Genomic DNA, 18421 nt, shown 5'->3' with positions numbered 1-18421 from the left:
TGAAAAATCCAGTGCGGTGGTTCTTTTTTTCTCTCGTTTTCCATGCCATCATTAGAGATGGGGGCGATGAAGGATGTTCCAGGATTTCAAGCTCGTCGGTGACCGTCCGGTCGCGATACAAGTAAAAGAATACGTCAAACGTTTAATTATAAAAGGGTCGCTTCAAGGGGATCAGAAGCTGCCCTCCACACGAGAAATGAGCGGTCTGCTTAAGGTGAGCCGCAATACCGTCATTGCCGCCTACGAAGGTCTGGAGGATGACGGGTTTACGTATGCGATTCCCGGCAAGGGCAGCTATGTGGCCGCCATGGTGGGCCAGTCGGCTGCAGACCACGGAGGAGCTGACGGCTCCGCCGCCTGGCAGATCGACTGGAAAGCAAGAATGAACGAGTATGCTGTATCGGCTGTAGAGCTGGATAGGATGAAGCAGGGCATTCGCGGCAAAAAAGGAGCCATCTCGTTCACAAGCATCGCTCCGGATGAGCAGCTGTTTGATCTGGGGGATGTCAGGCGAGCCTTTATGGACCGGATGGCCATCGAAGGGCAGGTGCTGCTCAACTACGGCTATGCCAAGGGCTATAAGCCGCTGATCGATTACCTGATGCATTATATGGAGAACAAGGGCGTCGATATAAGCGGCAAGGATATGCTGATTACAGGCGGGTTTACAGAAGGCTTTGACATTGTACTATCGGCATTGCGCCCTTCTGCGCGCCGCGGAGCGGCCATTTGCGAAAATCCGACCCATCATACGGCGATCAAAAATTTGAAGCTGCAAGGATTTGAGATTACCGGCATTCCGATGGAGCGTGACGGAATGGATGTGGAGCGGCTGGAGGCGGTGTTGCAGAAGCAGCCAAACCGCTTCGATCTGGCCTATTTGACTCCTTCTTATCACAATCCGACAGGCATCGTCATGTCGCCAGCCAAGCGCAGCGCCGTTATGAAACTAATGATGCGCTATCAGATCCCGGTAATCGAGGATGGATTCAATGAGGAGCTGCGTTACTCGGGAGCACATGTTGCGCCGTTAATAGCGACAGCAGGGCAAGGGAACGGAGTCATCTATATTGGCAGCTTCTCCAAAGTGCTGTTCCCTGGCTTGCGAGTCGGCTGGGTGCTCGGAGACCGGGCGCTGATCGGTACACTGGAAAGCATTAAGCGTGCACGCACCATTCATACCTCAACCATCGATCAATCGATTTTATACCAATATTTGCTGAACGGAAATTTCGATAAGTATGTAAAAAAAGCACGTACGGAGTATAAACGCAAATATGAGCTGACAAAGGCATGCTGTGAAGCGCATCTTCCTGAGGCGCAGCTGTCCGGCGACGGGGGCTTGCATTTGTTCCTCACCTTCCCGACAGGCGTAAATACACGCCGGCTGCTGGAAGCCTGCACGGAACAGGGCGTTATTTTTACACCGGGAGACAAGTTTTTTATTCATGAAGGCGAAGGGACGAATACATTGCGGCTTGGGTTTTCACAGGTAACGGATGAAAATATCGAGCGGGGAATTCAAATCATCGGCAAACAGGCGCGCAGCTTTCTTGAGATATAACGATGAAGAAAAGAGCTAAAATGAGGTGTCATGATGAAAATTGGCGTTATTATGGGCGGTATTTCCTCTGAGCGTGAGGTTTCTCTGCTGACAGGTCAGGAGATGATCCATCATTTGGATCGCAGCCGCTATGAGGTGGTTCCCATTGTGATCGATCAGCGAGCGGATTTAATCGCACAGGTTCAGCAGGCAGGCATCGATCTCGCGCTGCTGGCGCTGCATGGCCAATATGGCGAGGACGGTACGGTGCAGGGAGCGCTGGAGACGCTGGGCATTCCATATACAGGCAGCGGTGTCCTGGCTAGCAGTCTATGCATGAATAAGCACCTGACCAAGATGCTGCTGAAGGCAGCGGGTGTGCATACGCCTGCAGGCCTTTGCTGGCAGGGGATGGACGATTATGATCCGCAGGCGGTGGAGCGGCTGGGCTATCCGGTTATTGTGAAGCCGAATACGGGGGGATCCAGCATCGGCATCCAGCTTGTTCATAATGAGAAGGAGCTGCTGCCGGCTGTTCAGGAGGCTTGCAGCTTGGATCAAGCGATCTTGATTGAGCCCTATATTCAAGGGACGGAGCTCACCTGCCCGATCGTGGATGGCGAGGTATGGCCGATAATCGGTATTCGCTCCGCGCATTCGGAGTGGTTCGACTACAAAGCGAAATATGAGGCCGGCGGCGCTGAGGAAAAGGTGATCCAGCTTCTTCCCGTTATTGAGCAGCGTGTGCGCGAGGCGGCGCTGACCAGCTACCGGCTGCTGCAATGCAAGGTTTATGCAAGGGTCGATATGATTTTGTGTCAGGATACGCCTTACGTGCTGGAAGTGAACACTTTACCGGGAATGACCGCGGGCAGCCTGCTTCCGAAGAGTGCGGCGGCTGCGGGTGTAACCTTTACCCAACTGCTGGACCGTATTATTGCCAGCTCGCTTCATGAGCGGGAACTGGAATGGGGGATGGTGCGGCATGCTTAGTAAAGAGGGTACAGGGCGGTTTTTATCCTCGCGTGTACGGGATATTCGGCCATCGGGCATACGCGCTTTTTTTGATCTGAATGCGGCAGGCGGAGATACAATCGCCCTTGGAGTCGGAGAGCCAGATTTCGTTACCCCGGAAAAGGTACGTGAAGCTTGCATTCAGGCATTGCGTGAAGGGCAGACGAAATATACTTCGAATGCCGGCCTGATGGAGCTGCGGGAGGAGCTCTCGGCTTATTTTGCCAACAGCTTCGCGCTTTCCTACGACCCCGAGCAGGAAATCATCGTGACAGTAGGGAGCAGTGAAGCCGTCGACCTGGCGCTGCGGGCAGTGATCGATCCAGGTGACGAGGTGCTGATTCCGGCGCCAAGCTACATTGCCTATGAACCGATTACCCATCTGCATGGCGGTAAAATCGTGGAGGTGGCGGCTGCGGCAGAGGAACAGTTCAAGCTTACCCCGCAAGCGCTGCAAGCGGCAATTACGCCTCATTCAAAGGTTTTGATGATCAATTATCCGTGTAATCCGACCGGAACAGTTATGACAGAGCAGGATTGGCTGCCGATCGCAGAGCTCGTTATGAAACATAATCTGGTTGTCATTTCGGATGAAGTCTATGCCGAACTAACTTATGGGAGGAGGCATGTCAGTATCGCCTCCTTGCCAGGCATGAAGGAGCGTACGATTGTCATCAGCGGCTTTTCCAAAGCGTTCGCGATGACAGGCTGGCGGATAGGCTATGCGTGCGGACCGCGTGAGCTGATTGCCGGCATGCTGAAAATTCACCAGTACACGGCCATGTGTGCTCCCACCATTGCACAGATTGCCGCGCTTGAATCCTTGCGTCATGGCTTGGCTGCCAAGGATGAGATGATGGCGAGCTACAATGAACGCCGCAAGCTGTTTGTGGCCGGCTTGAATGCAATCGGGCTGGTCTGTCACGAGCCTGAGGGGGCTTTCTATGCTTTCCCTTCCATGGCTTCTACCGGCATGTCATCCGAGCGGTTCGCTCTTCGGCTGCTGGAGGAAGCGAAGGTGGCGGTTGTACCGGGACATGTATTTGGATCAGGAGGAGAGGGTTTTATTCGCTGTTCCTATGCAACCTCGCTCGTCGATTTGGAGAAGGCGCTGGAACGGATGGGAAGGTTTATGCAGGTGATGCAGCCGGTTTGATGATAATTCAGCACATGGAACTGGAGAGAGCTTCAACTTTGAAGCTCTATTTGTTCATTATGAACATGTGCCTCCATCCAATGAGTACCATGATGACAATACGCGGGTAGTTGTCGATCGGTTGGAAATGTGGGCGTAGATTTGAAAAGCTTTTCATTCATTTCGCCTCGAAAAACGGGAAATCCGTGGCTTCTCTCGATAGTGTTAAGCTAACACGGTCCAACGGCAAAAATCAAAGTAAAACCCGCGAAAAAAACCACTTTACAACTACCTGCAATCTCACTAATAATAGAGTGGAAGGATTCGATAGGCTTGATGACATGCTTTGGTTGAATTTGAAAAGCTTTTCAAATACTAATTTTACGTTCCGGGAGTGATAAGCGGTGACATGGACATTGACGAACAATGAATTGACTCCGAAAGCTTTGCTGAATCTGGAAAGCTTATTTTCTTTAGGCAACGGGTATCTTGGCGTTCGCGGCAACTTTGAAGAAGGCTACCGCCCGGAGATGGTCTCGATTCGGGGCACGTATCAGAACGCGTTTCATGATGTGATCGAAATCCCTTACGGAGAAAAGCTTTACGCCTTCCCGGGGACCCAGCAGAAGCTGCTCAATATCATCGACGCGCAAACGATCAAGATCTATTTGAGCGACGACGAAGAAGAGTTCTCTGTATTTGCCGGGGAAGCGGTTGCTTACGAGCGGCGGCTTCACCTTGACCGCGGCTATTCCGAAAGAACGGTGCACTGGCGTTCTCCGGGCGGCAAAGAAGTGAAGCTCCACTTCCGGCGCGTCGTTTCCATGACCGTGAGAGAATTGTTTGCGATCGATCTTCGGATCGAGCCGGTCAATTTCACCGGACGGGTCAAAGTGGTGTCGACCGTCAACGGAGACGTGTCCAACTTCGCCGATCCGAACGATCCCCGGGTCGCCTCCGGCCATTCCAAACGTCTGCAAGTGGAGGAAGCTGGAGAAAAGCAAGGCTACGTCTACGCAGTGGACCGCACCCTGGCTTCCGGCTTGAAAACGGCTTGCGTCAGCCGTCATTCGGCATCCGGCGCGGCCGAAGTCAGGAGCGCAAACGGCGAAACCGTGCTGACATTCCATTTGACCGAACCGGTTCGGGTGACGAAATGGAATGTATATACGGATACTTTGCGCCACCGGGACAATCTCGTTGAACAAGCCATCGGCATACATGAACAGCTCGGCGGGCTGACGTTTGAAGATCTGCTGGATGCCCAAAAAACGTACCTCGACGACTTTTGGGCAAACGCCGACATCCATATCGAAGGAGACGGCAGCCTGCAGGAAGGCATCCGCTTCAACCTCTATCATCTGCTCCAGTCGGTCGGCCGGGACGAATACAGCAATATTTCGGCCAAGGGCTTGTCCGGGGAAGGTTACGAAGGCCATTATTTCTGGGATACGGAAATTTACATGTTCCCGGTCTTTCTGATGACGAAGCCGGAAATTGCCCGCCAACTGCTGATTTACCGTTATTCGACCTTGGATCAGGCCCGGGCCCGGGCCAAAGAAATGGGGCATAAGCAAGGAGCCTTGTTCCCATGGCGCACGATTTCCGGGACGGAATGCTCGTCGTTCTTCCCGTCGGGCACGGCCCAGTATCATATTAGCGGGGATATCGCCTACAGCTACATCCAGTATTATCTCGGCACCCAAGACGACGAATTCATGAAGACGTATGGTGCCGAATTGCTGTTCGAAACGGCGCGTCTGTGGCTGGATATGGGCCATTATTTGAACGGCGAGTTCCGGATCGACAATGTGACCGGTCCCGACGAATATACGTGCGTTGTTAACAACAACTACTATACCAACGTCATGGCCAAGCATAATCTGAAGTGGGCGGCCAAGGCATACGGACTGCTGGCCGAAATTGCCCCGGCAACATTAGACCGGTTGTGCGCGCGGCTGAATGTGACGAAGCAGGAGGCGGAGGCATGGCAACAGGCGGCGGAATGTATATACCTGCCGTACGATCCGGCGCTGAACATTAACCCCCAGGACGATACGTTCCTGCAAAAAGCGGTTTGGGATTTTGAAAACACGCCGGAAGAGAAATACCCGCTGCTGCTGCATTACCATCCTTTGACGCTCTACCGTTACCAGGTGTGCAAGCAAGCGGATACGGTGCTCGCGCATTTCCTGTTGGAGGACGAGCAGGAGCTGGAGACGATCCGCAACTCTTATACCTATTACGAGAAGATCACGACCCATGATTCGTCGCTGTCTTCCTGCATTTTCAGTATTATGGCCTCCAAGCTGGGATACGATGCCAAAGCTTACGATTATTTTATCGAAACGGCTCGTCTGGATCTCGATAACACGCATGGCAATACCAAGGACGGCCTGCATATGGCGAACATGGGCGGCACCTGGATGTCGATCGTTTACGGCTTTGCCGGCTTGCGCTTGAAAGAGAGCGGGCTATCGCTGGCTCCTGCAATTCCGGGGCAGTGGGACCGGTACTCGTTCCGGCTTCAATACCGCGGACGCAAGCTGGCCGTGGATGTCGACCGTCAAAGCATCCGGCTTACGCTGGAAGCAGGCGAAGCGCTGACGCTCAAGCTGTACGGGGACGACGTGACGCTGCAGCACAATCGGCCGTTGGAGCAGGCCTTGAAAGCAAACTAACCGAGCGGCCCAAGCTTGATTTATGGAAAGGGGAAGCAGAACATGAACACACCGGTGCAAGCGGTTATTTTCGATCTTGACGGCGTCATTACGGATACGGCCGAATACCATTACGAGGCATGGAAGGCGCTGGCCGGGGAGCTGTCCATCCCGTTTACGCGCGAATTCAACGAGGAGCTGAAAGGGATCTCCCGGATGGAATCGCTGGAAAAAATTCTCGTGCTCGGCGGCAAAGCGCACGATTATACCGAGGAACAAAAAAACGCGCTGGCGGACAAAAAGAACGAGCATTATTTGACCTTGATTCAAAATATTAGTCCTGCGGACGTATTGCCGGGCATCAACGAATTTATTGCCGAGATTGAGGCCCAAGGGCTCAAGATCGGACTGGCGTCCGCCAGCAAAAACGCGTTTGCGGTTCTGGAATCGCTCGGTCTCAAAGACAAGTTTCACGCGATTGTAGATGCCAAGACGGTGCTGCGCGGCAAGCCGGACCCCGAAATCTTTTTAAAAGCCGCTCATTTGCTGGAAGTGGAGCCCGGCGCTTGCATTGGCGTCGAAGACGCGGCAGCAGGAGTAGAAGCGATTAAAGGAGCGGGCATGTTCGCGGTGGCAATCGGCGCGAAGGAGCTGTTCGCCCATGCCGACCTGGTGTACGAAAGCACGGCCGAGCTTTCCTTGGAAGCCATCTTGCCGCTGGTTCGCTAAACGGATAGTCACCTTTCGGGCGATTTGACGACGAATGCCAAATCATTTACAATGAAACAGGTATGAAAACCTTTTCATGCTCATTCCCCTGAATCGGGAGAGTAGTATATTATGGCTACGATAAAAGATGTTGCAAAACTGGCGGGCGTGTCCATAAGCACCATTTCGCGGGTGTTGAATGCGCCGGACAAAGTCTCGAAGGACAAAAGGGAACGGGTTCTCCGCGCGATCGAACAATTGAAATATCACCCCAATGCTTTGGCAAGAGGCCTGATCCATAAGAAGACGAAAACATTGGGGATTTTAATTCCTGATATTTCCAATTATTATTACGCCGAAATGTTCCGCGGCATGGAGGATGCGGCGCAGGAATTCGGGCATAACATTATCATCTGCAACACCGATAAGGACAAGCAGCGGATGATCTCGGCGCTCCGGAGCATGAAGGAAAAGCAGATCGACGGCTTCGTGTTCACCAGTGAGCCGGTCTATCCCGATTATTACGACATCTTCAATCAGCTCGGCTTGCCGGTCGTGCTGGCTTCCACGCAAAGTCTGGAATACGCCATTCCTTCGGTCAAAATCGACGACGAGCAGGCCGGCTTCGATGCGGCGCAATATTTGATCGATTGCGGGCACCGGCGGATCGCCATGATTAGCGGACCGCACTTGGACCCGATCGCTGGAATGTCCCGTCTGCAGGGCTTCATGCGGGCGATGAGAACAAACGAGCTTGACTTCGATTCCACCCGGTGTGTAGAGTTCGGGAATTACCGTTATGACGACGGCTATGCAGCGATGGAGAGACTGTGGACCAAAAATCCGGAGCTGACCGCCGTGTTCGCGGCAAGTGACGAGATGGCGCTGGGGGCGATTTATTTTCTTTATCGCAGCGGTATCCGGGTGCCCGACGAGGTGTCCGTCCTAGGGCTGGACAACACGAGAATCGCCAGCATGTCGCTGCCGCGGTTGACGACCGTCGCCCAGCCGATTTACGAGATTGGCTACAAGGCCGTGCGAACGCTTCAGGAAGTGCTGGACGGAGCGGGTCCGGCCACACTTAGAACGTATCTTCCGCATCAAATCGTCGCCCGCGATACGGTAAAAAATGCAAACGGCGAAATTTTCTAAAAAAATTAATGTTGCAAATTCGGACGGTTGTGTTTTAATATCTTTTTATACAAGTGGATAAACGGGGCAACGGTGCCTGGCTGCAGAAGTGTGTAATTTCGCTTCTGCTCCAAGGCATTTTTTTGTTTCCGGAACGATTGGGATCAGAACCAGAAAGGGCGGGAGATAAAGTATGAGGCTGGCCGAACCTAAGAGAACGGAAAGACCATCGGGAAGCGTCAAAACAACCAAAGCGGTCGTTTCGATATTAGCCGCCGCATTCGTAAGCTTGTCGGCAGGCTGCAGCCCATCGACCACAACGCAGCAGGAAGTCAAGACCCAAGCGGAACAACCTGCGCCGTCCCCTTCGCAACAACTGGCCCTTCTGCATTGGGCCCCGGCCAATCACAAAGCGATTCAAGCCTTAATCGACGACTACGGCATCCGCAGCAAAAGCTATAACAAGGACAAAAGGCCTTACGCCGTCTTCGATTGGGACAACACCTCCGCATTCAACGATGTCGAAGAAACCTTGTTGACGTACCAGCTTACGAACTTGCAGTTTAAAATGACGCCGGAACAATTTGTAAGCGCAATCAAAAAGAATATTCCGAAGGATAATTTCAAGAAAGAATTCAATAATAAGGCTGGGAAGCCTGTCCAGATCGACCTCATCAGCGAAGATCTGGGCGCGGATTACAAGTATCTTTATGAAAACTACAAGGGGTTCAAGGGAACCAAATCTTTGGAGGAAATCAAAGCAACTCCGCAATATCAAGATTTTGTCGCCAAGGCCAGATATCTTTACGAAGCGATCGGAGGAACTTTCAGCCCGGATGTCAGCTATCCCTGGGTGACGTATTTGTTCGCCGGGATGACGGAGAAGGAAGTGCGTCAATTAGCGGGAGCCTCCATCGATTACAATCTGCAGGACGCCATCGGCGAAAAAACGCTGACCAGTCCGGGCGAGCTGCCGGGTCAAGCGGGCGTTGTCGAAGTGAAGATCAAAACCGGCTTGCGGGCGTTCGCGGAGCAGCAAAATCTGTATAAAACGTTCATGGATAACGGAATCGACGTCTACGTATGCTCGGCTTCCTTCATCGATGTGGTCAAAGAATTTGCGTCGAATCCGAAATACGGCTATTCCCTTCCGGAGGATCACGTTCTGGCAATGGAGCTGGAACGGGATTCGGCGGGCGTCATCCAGCCGGAATATCGCAAAGGGTACGACCAGACGCAGGGCAAAGGAAAGACGAAGACGATCGAGCGTTTTCTGGTATCCAAATACGGGCACGGGCCGATCTTCGTGGCCGGAGATAGCGACGGCGATACGGCAATGCTGTCGGATTTTAAAGACATGAAGCTGGGATTGATCGTCAACCGCTTGAAGGGAGGGGAACTCGGAGAATTGTCGAAAACGGCGGCTAACGGCATAGGCACAGGAAACGCCAAATATTTGCTGCAGGGAAGGGACGATAATACAGGAGCCTTCCGAAATAGCGAAAAAAGCGTTAGTTTAGGATCGTCCGAAGAGAAATTGCTGAAATAGTCCTCATAGCCCACATGAAGGAGAGAACTGACGTATGGAAAATCATGAATTGAAAAAGACGTTAAAGCCGATTCATCTTTGGGCAATTGCGGTCGGGATGGTCATCTCCGGTCAATATTTCGGGTGGAACTACGGGTTTGAGCAGGGCGGAATTATGGGCCTTGCGATCGCTTCGCTGCTCGTCATCGTATTTTTTACCTGTTTTATATTCAGCTACTCCGAGCTGTCCACGTCCATTCCTAATGCCGGCGGGCCTTCGGCTTACGCGGCAAGGGCGATGGGGCCGTTCGGCGGCTTTATTGCCGGGATCGCGTGTCTGTTGGAGTTTGTGTTTGCGCCGCCGGCCATTGCGGTTTCGACGGGGGCGTACGTGCATTTCCTGATTCCTGCGGTTGAGCCGGTCTACGTGACCATCGGCGTGTTCGTATTTTTTATTCTGATCAACTTGGTGGGCATGAAAGGCGCCGCGCTGATCGAGCTTGGCGCAACGATCGCCGCGTTGATCGGGCTTGCGATTTTTTACGCAGCGGGGCTGCCGCATGTGAAGATGGAGAATTTGGTGAACGCAAATTCGTTTATCGGGGGAAGCGGCGGCGTCATGGCGGCCATCCCGTTTGCAATCTGGTTCTTCCTCGCGATCGAAGGCGGCGCGATGGCGGCTGAAGAAGTCAAGAATCCGAAGCGGGACATTCCGCGCGGCTTTATCTCCGGCATTTTAACACTGACCGTAGCAACGCTGTTGACGCTGTTCGTGACGGCCGGTCTTGGAGGAGGCATCGGAAAACCGGCAGATTACCCGCTTCCTCAGGCGCTTGGAAGCGTTTACGGCGAAGGCAGCTGGCTTGCCATGAGCGTGGCAATTATCGGATTGTTCGGCCTGATTGCCAGCCTGCACGGCATTATTATCGGCTATTCCCGGCAGACGTACGCGCTGGCCCGCGCCGGCTACTTCCCGCAGTTTCTGGCTAAACTCAATTCCAAAAGCGTACCGGTATGGGGGCTCATCGTCCCGGGTGCGATCGGCGTCATTTGCGCCGGCTCCGCCGATTTTGCCAACGCGTTGATCCTGCTTGCGGTATTCGGAGCCGTCGTTATGTACGTTCTCAGCATGATTTCCTTGTTCATTCTGCGCGTGAAGGAACCGAATATGGAGCGGCCCTTTAAAGTGGCCTTTCCCGTTGTTCCGGCGATTGCGCTGCTTCTGGGGCTGGTGTTCCTCTATTGCGTGATCCGCTACAGCCTCATGACGACCTCGCTTCCGCTGTTCGGCATGAATGTTCCGCTCTGGGGCGTCGTTGTCGTCATTTTCGCAGTAGCCGTGCTTTATTATCTGGTTCGCGTAAAGCCAGCGGATGCTCCCGCGGGGGAAAGCACCGTACTGGATTAGAACTCGTGCAGCCGACGTTTTCGGCCGGGCGGCAGCTTCAAAATATGAGGCTGCCGCTTCGGTTCAATCATCGGAGCGTTTGCGCAGCATATGCCGAAGCAGCTGCTTCAAGTCCTGATCGCTTTGTTCCGTCTTCGGATAATCGAGCTCGTAGGAAAAAATCATTTTGACCAACATAAACGCGGTAAGCGGCAGCGGCACCTGGGCATAGTGCCCTTGCTGCTGCCCTTCCCGGATCAAGCTGCCGATCAATTGAACGGCGGCTTCTTCGGATTGGACGAAGCATTTTTCAATCTCCGCGAGCCGGAATTCTTTGTATTCCTCGAACAAGGTGGAAACGAAAGGGTCCTGATGCACCTCTGCGCTTAAATAGCCAAGAATGCTTCGTAGACGCACCAAAACATCGCTTTCTTGTTGAAGCTCGGCGAAAGCCTTCGACCGCATCTGGTTGACATGCCTTATGTAGCAATCCATCAGAATTTGGGTCTTATCCTCGTAATAGTAATAGATCGTTCCTTTGCCGATCCCCGCCTTCTCCGCAATCTTGCTCAACGTTGTCCGCCGGACCCCCAAACCCAGGAACAGCTCGGTTGCCGCTTCGATAATTTTTTGTTTTTTATCCGGTTGTTTCATTGACCCGCCCATGCCCCCATAATATATAATCTGCTATCTATTATTCATTAACCTAGTTAAATAGTCAATATTTGCCAAAATCGTTGGAATGTCCTATTATTGAATTATGACCAATGGATAAATTTGGTCGATTTTTTCACTCAAATTTCGACCGTTTTATGCATTTGGTCGAATTTAAGGCGGTGTGATGTCAACAATAGAGCCGAAAGGCGCAGCAAACTAAACGATGAGGAAGGAAGGTAGAACATTATGTGCGGAATTGCAGGATGGGTGGATTGGTCCCAAGACCTTTCCGAAGAACGGGCGGTATTAACGGAGATGACGAGGTCCATTGCGCATCGCGGGCCGGATGCCGAAGGTTTCTGGTATTCGAAGCGGGCTGCTTTCGGGCACCGTCGCCTGATCGTCATCGATCCCGAAGGCGGGAAGCAGCCGATGCTTTATCGGGACGGCGAGCAGACCATTGCCTTGACTTACAACGGCGAGCTCTACAATTACCGGGAGCTGAGAAGGGAACTGGAAGGAAAAGGCCACCGGTTTGAAACGAATTCCGATACGGAGGTGCTTCTGCATTCGTATGTCGAGTGGAAGGAGGATTGCGTTAGGCATTTTAACGGCATCTATGCGTTTGGTATCTGGGATGAGCAGCGTGGACAGTTGATGCTCGGCCGGGACCACCTTGGAGTAAAACCGCTGTTTTTTGCCAGAAGAGGAAGCGCCATCATTTTCGGGTCGGAAATCAAGGTGCTGCTGGCCCATCCGTTGGTAGAACCCGTCGTCGACCGTGAAGGGCTGGCGGACCTTTTCGGCATGGGGGCGATGCGAACTCCCGGGCAAGGGGTGTTCAAGGACGTCGAGGAGGTCAAAGGAGGCCATTACGTGACGTTTACGGCGGAAGGCAGCCGCAATATCCGCTACTGGAAGCTGGTAAGCCGCAAGCATACGGATGACACCGAGACCACGGTCCGGACGATCCGCTCGCTTCTCGAAGATACGGTGAAGCGGCAGCTCATCGCGGATAAGCCGGTCGTCTGCATGCTGTCCGGCGGGCTCGACTCCAGCGGATTGACGGCGCTGGCGGGCCAAAATTTCCGTGAACAAGGGAAGAAGCTCCACACGTATTCCATCGATTTTGCAAACAACGACCGCGACTTCGAAGAGGATTTTATGCGGCGCGACAAAGACGAGCCTTGGGTCAGGCGGGTATCCGAGCATGTCGGCACGGAGCATCATTCCGTCGTCTTTGGGCCGGAGAAGCTGATCGAGCATCTGCTTGAGCCGATGCGGGCCCGTGACCTTCCGAGCGTCGGCGAGATCGAAACGTCGCTTTATTTGCTGTTTACGGAAATGAAGAAGGATGCGACGGTAGCGCTGTCCGGCGAGTCCGCCGACGAGGTGTTTTCCGGGTATCCGTGGTTTTATCAAGAGCAGTTTTTGAATGCCGAGATCTTTCCGTGGCTGATCAATTTCGGCTATACCTCCGGCATCCTGAAAACGGAGATTCGGGATATGCTTCAGCTCGAAGCGTATCGCAAGCGGCGTTTTCAAGAGGCTGTCGGCGAGATTCCGTTCCTCGAAGGGGAAGCGGAGCTTGAGCGGAAGCAGCGGCAGATGTCGTACCTGTTCATCATGCGGTTCCTGCCTTATATGTTGGACCGGAAAGACCGGGCCAGCATGATGACGGGCTTCGAAGTGCGCGTGCCGTTCTGCGATTACCGGCTCGTGGAATATTTGTGGAACGTGCCGTTCGAGCTGAAAAGCATCGATCATATCGAAAAAGGGATTTTGCGCCGTGCCTTCGAAGGCGTTCTTCCGGATGATGTCCGAAACCGCCGCAAGAGCGCTTACCCAAGCACGAAGGACAAAGCTTACCTCGACCTGATCAGCCGATGGATGCTTGACATTCTGGACGACCCGAACGCTCCGATTCATGCGCTGATCGATGTCGCGAAGGTGAGGCTTATTGCGGAAGGCAAGAGCACCGCAGAGAGCGGAACCGATGCCCGCGCGATTCTTGATTACCTGGTGCAGGTGAATTGCTGGCTCAAGGAATATGGTGTCAAGCTGGAGCTTGGGGCGTGAAGTGAGGGAGTCTGTGCATAGTATTCCGTCCGCACTGGATATTCTATACATGTCGAAAACAAAACGACCGACAAGCGAGGGAATCCGATGGCAGAATACAATGCCCCCAAGGAAGAAAAGCAGACGCAAGAAAGCAGCACGGAGTCATTTAGCGAAATGAACGAATTCGAGCACAACCGGAATCCGGTTGCCTCCGCGCAGAAGCAAATGGCATCGCAGGAAACGGCCGGCGTCCTAGAGCAGGAATAGCCCGGCTTCGGCGGCGGAACGGAGTGGCAGGCGTGCAGTCCGCGTTTCGGCGCAGGCTGCGCGTCAAGCTCCGGTCCTGCAATCCGGGCGTCCGGCCCGCTTTATTGAGATACTCGCCCCAAATTCTTTAAGCCTCGTCCATGTCCCTTCGCGTTGCCTCATTCCACGATCCCCCCCTTTCGATCGCAGTATCCTCCGTTTCATGATTTTCCCGTTGAGCCTTCAGGTACAGCCTTGGTCTAATATGACAATAGATGTCATGTGCGGCACGTATACTTGATCTAGGAAGATACGGTACCCAAGACAGATGGAAACGAGGAGGATACACGATGGAAGGAGCTATTGTCATCCAAGGCGCCTATGAAAACAATCTGAAGCATGTCTCGCTGAGCATTCCGAAGAATAAGCTCGTCGTCTTGACCGGATTGTCCGGTTCCGGAAAATCGACGCTGGCGATGGACATTTTGCAGAAGGAATGCCAGAGGCAGTATATGGAATCGATGGGCATGGTCACGGATGCGATCGACAAGCCGAAGGTGGAATCGATCACCGGGCTTTCCCCGTCGATTGGGGTCGGCCAGCAGATCGCCAACCGGAACCCAAGGTCTACGCTGGGAACGGTAACGGAGATTTATACGTATTTGCGGGTTTTGTACGCCCGGCTCGGGGAGCGGCCATGTCCGTCGTGCGGCGCCACGATAAGGCCCTCGTTCGAACCGGTCGGGGAAGGAGCGGTCCCCGGGGCGAAGCTTCTGGAGGAGAGCTATAGCTCGGAAACGGACCGCTGTCCCCAATGCCGGGGCGCGGTTCCTAAGCTGAAGATGGCCCACTTCTCCTTCAACAAGCCGGAAGGCGCCTGTGAAGCGTGCGCCGGGCTCGGAATCGTGACAAGCCTGGAGACAGGCTTGGTTTTCGATGAAGAACGGAGCTTTCGCGGGGGCTGCGTCACCTTTTGGGACGGCATGTTCATCGACTATTATTCGGACGTGCTGCAGGCTGCGGCGAAGCATTACGGGTTTGCGTTTGATCCGGACGCGCCTATGAAGGATTATAGTCCGGTTCAGCGGGATTTGCTGCTTCACGGCGTGGAAAGCGAGACGTTTGCGGGACGTTTTCCCGGCATCAAGGCGCCCAAATCGGTCGGCAAAGGCCGGTTCGAGGGCGTGCTGACTTATTTGGACCGGCGGCACCGGGAGCAGACCGGAGATACCGCTCAGTCGAGGAAGCTGGCGGGGTATTTCACCCGCCGCCTATGTCCTACTTGCGAAGGCACGCGCCTGCGAAGCGAGAGCCGCATGGTTACGATCAGCGGGCAATCGATCGCCGAAATTTCGTCATGGCCGCTTCACCGCTTAATGGGGTGGCTGGAAGAGGTGCGGCCCGCCATATCCGAAGCGGGACAGCACGTGTTGGACCCGATCCTCCACGATATCGCGGAGCGCATGAGGCGGGTTACCAAGGTCGGCTTGGGGTATTTGTCACTTGATCGGCAGGCCAATACGCTGTCTGGCGGGGAAGCGCAGCGTCTCCGGCTGGCCTCGCTGTTAGGCTCGGGTCTGACCGGCGTCTTGTACGTTCTGGACGAGCCGACGGCAGGGCTGCATCCGAAGGATACCGCTTCGCTCATCGGCGTGCTGCAGCAGCTGCGCGATCTGGGAAATACCGTGCTTGTGATCGAGCATGACGTCGAAGTGATGGAAGCAGCCGATTATATGATCGATATGGGGCCGGGCGCAGGCCGGCAAGGAGGGACGATCGTCGGTACCGGAACGTTGGAGGAGCTGAAGTCGAATCCTGGCTCGGTCACCGGACAATTTCTGAGCAGCGATCATGGACGGCCGCTATCCTCCGGGCGAAGGTCCGGCAACGGTGCTTTCTTGACCGTCCGGGACGCGGTTGCGCGAAACTTGAAAAACATTACGGTCGAGCTTCCTTTAGGCACGTTTATTGCCATTACCGGCGTTTCCGGCTCTGGAAAGTCGACGTTATTGTTCGACCTGATCGATCCGGCCGGCCGACAGCACTTTCAGGGGCGCACGGAAGGCGGCTTGGATTGCGGAAGCATCGACGGGCTCGGGCATATCGACAGATTGATTACGGTCGATCAAGCGCCCATCGGACGTATCCAGCGCTCCAACATCGCCACCTATACCGACGTATTTACACTGATCCGCAATCTGTTCTCCGAGCTGCCGGAAGCCAAGCGGAGAAAGCTGTCGTCGAAGCATTTTTCGTTCAATGTGCCCGGAGGAAGATGCGAGAAATGCCAGGGGCTGGGCGTGCTGCTGCTGGATATGCATTTTTTGCTGGACGTGGAGGCCGTGTGTCCGGATTGCGGCGGAAGGCGGTTTAAGGACGATATCCTGAGCGTCACGTACGAGGGCAAAAACATCTCCGAGCTTCTGGATATGACGGTCCGGGAAAGCCTGCACTTCTTCGGCGGGCATCGCGAGCTGGCGGAAAAGCTGGCGCTGCTGTGCGAAGTGGGGCTTGGCTATTTGCAACTGGGCCAACCGGCGACTACGCTTTCCGGAGGAGAAGCTCAGCGTCTCAAGCTGGCCAAGGAATTAAGCAAAAAAACAAAAGGGCATACCGTGTACCTGCTGGACGAGCCGACGACGGGACTGCATCCTTCCGATGTGCGTCAGCTTCTCCTCCTGCTGAACAAACTGGTAGATTCAGGTAATACGGTTATCGTTATCGAGCATCATCTGGACCTGATCCGCGAGGCGGATTGGATCGTCGATCTGGGACCGGACGGGGGAGAAGCGGGCGGCTATCTTGTCGCGCAGGGCCGGCCGGAGCAAGTCGCGCAAGCGGACGGATCTTATACCGCGGTCTTTTTGAAGCGGGCGCTGACCGGATAAAAGCGGTTCTTGAAAAATAGCCTCTTTACCTTGACGCTAATGTCATAGTTTATAATGAGGAACGGAGTATTTTGGGTAAAGGAGGCATTTGCCATGAAAATCAGTCAGTTATCCAGAGCAACCGGCGCAAGCCCGCGTTCCATCCGGCATTATGAGAAGAAGAAGCTGCTGACGGCACACCGGCTGGAAAACGATTACCGCGAGTACGACGAGTCGGCTGTGGATCGTGTGAAAACGATCCAAATCTTCTTGCGCTTAGGTCTGAGCACCGAAGAAATAGAACAAGTATTGAACTGCAAGGACAATTATCCGGAGTATGCAGAGGACGAATATTGCGATGAAATGCTGGCCGTCTATGAGGAGAAGCTGAACGAGATTAACAAGCAAATGAACGCGTTGGCCACGGTTCAGCAGCGGTTGGAAAAGCAAATCCGTCAAATGAAAGAAAAAGGAGTCGCGACGGGCGGCAGATGTTAGACCGCTCGGTTTATCGCGATGGATTGATCCCGGTCCGGGGAACGGACCGGGATCGTTTTTATGAAGTCGTCCGGCTTCTGCCCGATTACGCAGACGGCTTGCTGAATAGCTCGGTCAGAAGCGAAAATCCGTCGGTGCCTTGACCGGCGCCAATGGCCCGCCTAGCGACGGCATGAGCGGCGCTCAGTACGCTGGCGTCGATCCCGCGGGCTTCTGCGGCATGAATGATATGCTCCATACTGGCCGCAGCCGACTGGATATTGGACTTATCGCCGGGATAATGGCCGTCGTCGACCTGCTGTGCGAATTCCGCCATAATGTCCGGCATGATGCTGACAATCCCTTGAGCATACGCCGCAAGGTCCTTGGCTGCGATATTCTCCGCCCGGGCCAGGGCAAGGGCGTGCATATAGCCGCTCATGGACGTCCAGAAGATGTCGAGCAGCGCCACGTCATAGGCTGCCGCCCTTCCGGGGTCCGCACCCAGATGTGCGGCGGTGCCTCCCAGACTGGCCAAGACCGGTCGATTGACCTCATATACGGCTTCCGGGCCGCTGTACAGGGTGACTGCCGAGGGCTGCCCGATGGTCGGGGTAGGGGACATGATCGCGCCGTCGAGATAGTCGATTCCCCGCGCGGCCGCCCATGCGGCCATTTCGCGGGCCCGCTCGGGGGTATCGGCGGTGAGGTTGACCAGCGTCCGTCCCTTTAAGGCTTCCCCTGCAGGGGCAAGAATGGCATTCGCGGCGTTGTAGTCCAACACGCAGATGATAACAAGCGTGCTGGCGGCGACGGCGTCAATCACCGTGTTTGCGAGAATTGCTCCTTGTGCGACAAGAGCGTCCGCTTTTCCGGCCGAGCGGTTCCAGACGGTCGTCGGGTGGCCTGCCTTCAGGAACGCGCCGGCTAACGCCTGACCCATCGGACCCAGGCCGAGAACCGTTACCGGTGTGCGGTTTTCATTTGCAGCATTCGTATTCATTTGG

Annotated in this window: 14 protein-coding genes; 12 read left to right on the top strand and 2 right to left on the bottom strand. The window is 54.3% G+C overall.

Annotated features, from left to right (window positions below; translation table 11 throughout):
* Nucleotides 1-73: 73 nt before the first annotated feature.
* The 8 genes from KQX66_RS22200 (at nt 74) to eat (ending at nt 11127) form a co-directional block, all read left to right on the top strand.
* Entirely contained in the window at nt 74-1564 is a 1491-nt protein-coding gene (locus KQX66_RS22200) for an aminotransferase-like domain-containing protein (protein WP_216794992.1), read from the top strand.
* A gap of 33 nt (nt 1565-1597) precedes the next feature.
* On the top strand, nt 1598-2536 hold the full coding sequence (locus tag KQX66_RS22195; RefSeq protein ID WP_216794991.1) for a D-alanine--D-alanine ligase: 939 nt from the start codon (nt 1598-1600) through the stop codon (nt 2534-2536).
* Nucleotides 2529-3713: an aminotransferase class I/II-fold pyridoxal phosphate-dependent enzyme gene (locus KQX66_RS22190; protein WP_216794990.1), complete on the top strand. Its 1185-nt coding sequence runs from the start codon at nt 2529-2531 to the stop codon at nt 3711-3713. The genes KQX66_RS22195 and KQX66_RS22190 overlap by 8 nt, the downstream gene beginning before the upstream one ends.
* Before the next feature lie 383 nt (nt 3714-4096).
* Nucleotides 4097-6373 (top strand): glycoside hydrolase family 65 protein, encoded by a 2277-nt coding sequence (locus KQX66_RS22185; protein ID WP_216794989.1) that lies wholly within the window; start codon nt 4097-4099, stop codon nt 6371-6373.
* A gap of 42 nt (nt 6374-6415) precedes the next feature.
* Nucleotides 6416-7081, top strand: a complete 666-nt coding sequence (gene pgmB, locus KQX66_RS22180; protein WP_216794988.1) for a beta-phosphoglucomutase — start codon at nt 6416-6418, stop codon at nt 7079-7081.
* Between the two features lie 111 nt (nt 7082-7192).
* A complete protein-coding gene (locus tag KQX66_RS22175; RefSeq protein WP_216794987.1) occupies nt 7193-8212 on the top strand; it encodes a LacI family DNA-binding transcriptional regulator in 1020 nt (339 codons plus the stop codon).
* 172 nt (nt 8213-8384) lie between these two features.
* Nucleotides 8385-9740, top strand: coding sequence for an HAD family hydrolase (locus KQX66_RS22170; RefSeq protein WP_253957347.1), 1356 nt, complete (start codon nt 8385-8387; stop codon nt 9738-9740).
* Between the two features lie 34 nt (nt 9741-9774).
* Nucleotides 9775-11127: an ethanolamine permease gene (gene eat / locus KQX66_RS22165; protein WP_216794986.1), complete on the top strand. Its 1353-nt coding sequence runs from the start codon at nt 9775-9777 to the stop codon at nt 11125-11127.
* Nucleotides 11128-11190: 63 nt separating this feature from the next.
* On the opposite strand, the gene KQX66_RS22160 is transcribed toward eat, so the two are convergent.
* Nucleotides 11191-11760, bottom strand: coding sequence for a TetR/AcrR family transcriptional regulator (locus KQX66_RS22160; RefSeq protein WP_216794985.1), 570 nt, complete (start codon nt 11758-11760; stop codon nt 11191-11193).
* 249 nt (nt 11761-12009) lie between these two features.
* Between KQX66_RS22160 and asnB the strand changes: the two genes are divergently transcribed.
* The 4 genes from asnB to KQX66_RS22140 all read left to right on the top strand — a co-directional run bounded on the left by asnB (nt 12010) and on the right by KQX66_RS22140 (nt 17435).
* Nucleotides 12010-13842, top strand: coding sequence for an asparagine synthase (glutamine-hydrolyzing) (gene asnB / locus KQX66_RS22155; protein ID WP_216794984.1), 1833 nt, complete (start codon nt 12010-12012; stop codon nt 13840-13842).
* A gap of 87 nt (nt 13843-13929) precedes the next feature.
* Nucleotides 13930-14091: a hypothetical protein gene (locus tag KQX66_RS22150; protein WP_216794983.1), complete on the top strand. Its 162-nt coding sequence runs from the start codon at nt 13930-13932 to the stop codon at nt 14089-14091.
* 329 nt (nt 14092-14420) lie between these two features.
* Nucleotides 14421-16958: an excinuclease ABC subunit UvrA gene (uvrA, locus tag KQX66_RS22145; RefSeq protein WP_216794982.1), complete on the top strand. Its 2538-nt coding sequence runs from the start codon at nt 14421-14423 to the stop codon at nt 16956-16958.
* A gap of 93 nt (nt 16959-17051) precedes the next feature.
* Nucleotides 17052-17435 carry a MerR family transcriptional regulator gene (locus KQX66_RS22140; protein WP_216794981.1) on the top strand — a complete coding sequence of 128 codons (384 nt, stop codon included), beginning with the start codon at nt 17052-17054 and terminating at the stop codon, nt 17433-17435.
* 85 nt (nt 17436-17520) lie between these two features.
* Here KQX66_RS22140 and KQX66_RS22135 read toward each other — a convergent pair whose 3' ends face one another.
* Nucleotides 17521-18417 (bottom strand): NAD(P)-dependent oxidoreductase, encoded by an 897-nt coding sequence (locus KQX66_RS22135; protein ID WP_216794980.1) that lies wholly within the window; start codon nt 18415-18417, stop codon nt 17521-17523.
* Nucleotides 18418-18421: the final 4 nt, after the last annotated feature.

The organism is Paenibacillus oleatilyticus, assembly GCF_018998565.1.
Classification (GTDB): Bacteria; Bacillota; Bacilli; order Paenibacillales; family NBRC-103111; genus Paenibacillus_G; species Paenibacillus_G oleatilyticus.
This window is presented reverse-complemented; position numbering and strand designations above follow the sequence as displayed.

Bases quoted from the DNA above. Each gene is read 5' to 3' on its own strand.
- KQX66_RS22190 (WP_216794990.1), top strand. From the start codon at position 2,529: ATGCTTAGTAAAGAGGGTACAGGGCGGTTTTTATCCTCGCGTGTACGG.
- KQX66_RS22150 (WP_216794983.1), top strand. From the start codon at position 13,930: ATGGCAGAATACAATGCCCCCAAGGAAGAAAAGCAGACGCAAGAAAGC.
- eat (WP_216794986.1), top strand. From the start codon at position 9,775: ATGGAAAATCATGAATTGAAAAAGACGTTAAAGCCGATTCATCTTTGG.
- KQX66_RS22140 (WP_216794981.1), top strand. From the start codon at position 17,052: ATGAAAATCAGTCAGTTATCCAGAGCAACCGGCGCAAGCCCGCGTTCC.
- KQX66_RS22135 (WP_216794980.1), bottom strand. From the start codon at position 18,417: ATGAATACGAATGCTGCAAATGAAAACCGCACACCGGTAACGGTTCTC.
- pgmB (WP_216794988.1), top strand. From the start codon at position 6,416: ATGAACACACCGGTGCAAGCGGTTATTTTCGATCTTGACGGCGTCATT.
- KQX66_RS22200 (WP_216794992.1), top strand. From the start codon at position 74: ATGTTCCAGGATTTCAAGCTCGTCGGTGACCGTCCGGTCGCGATACAA.
- KQX66_RS22170 (WP_253957347.1), top strand. From the start codon at position 8,385: ATGAGGCTGGCCGAACCTAAGAGAACGGAAAGACCATCGGGAAGCGTC.
- uvrA (WP_216794982.1), top strand. From the start codon at position 14,421: ATGGAAGGAGCTATTGTCATCCAAGGCGCCTATGAAAACAATCTGAAG.
- KQX66_RS22195 (WP_216794991.1), top strand. From the start codon at position 1,598: ATGAAAATTGGCGTTATTATGGGCGGTATTTCCTCTGAGCGTGAGGTT.
- KQX66_RS22175 (WP_216794987.1), top strand. From the start codon at position 7,193: ATGGCTACGATAAAAGATGTTGCAAAACTGGCGGGCGTGTCCATAAGC.
- asnB (WP_216794984.1), top strand. From the start codon at position 12,010: ATGTGCGGAATTGCAGGATGGGTGGATTGGTCCCAAGACCTTTCCGAA.
- KQX66_RS22160 (WP_216794985.1), bottom strand. From the start codon at position 11,760: ATGAAACAACCGGATAAAAAACAAAAAATTATCGAAGCGGCAACCGAG.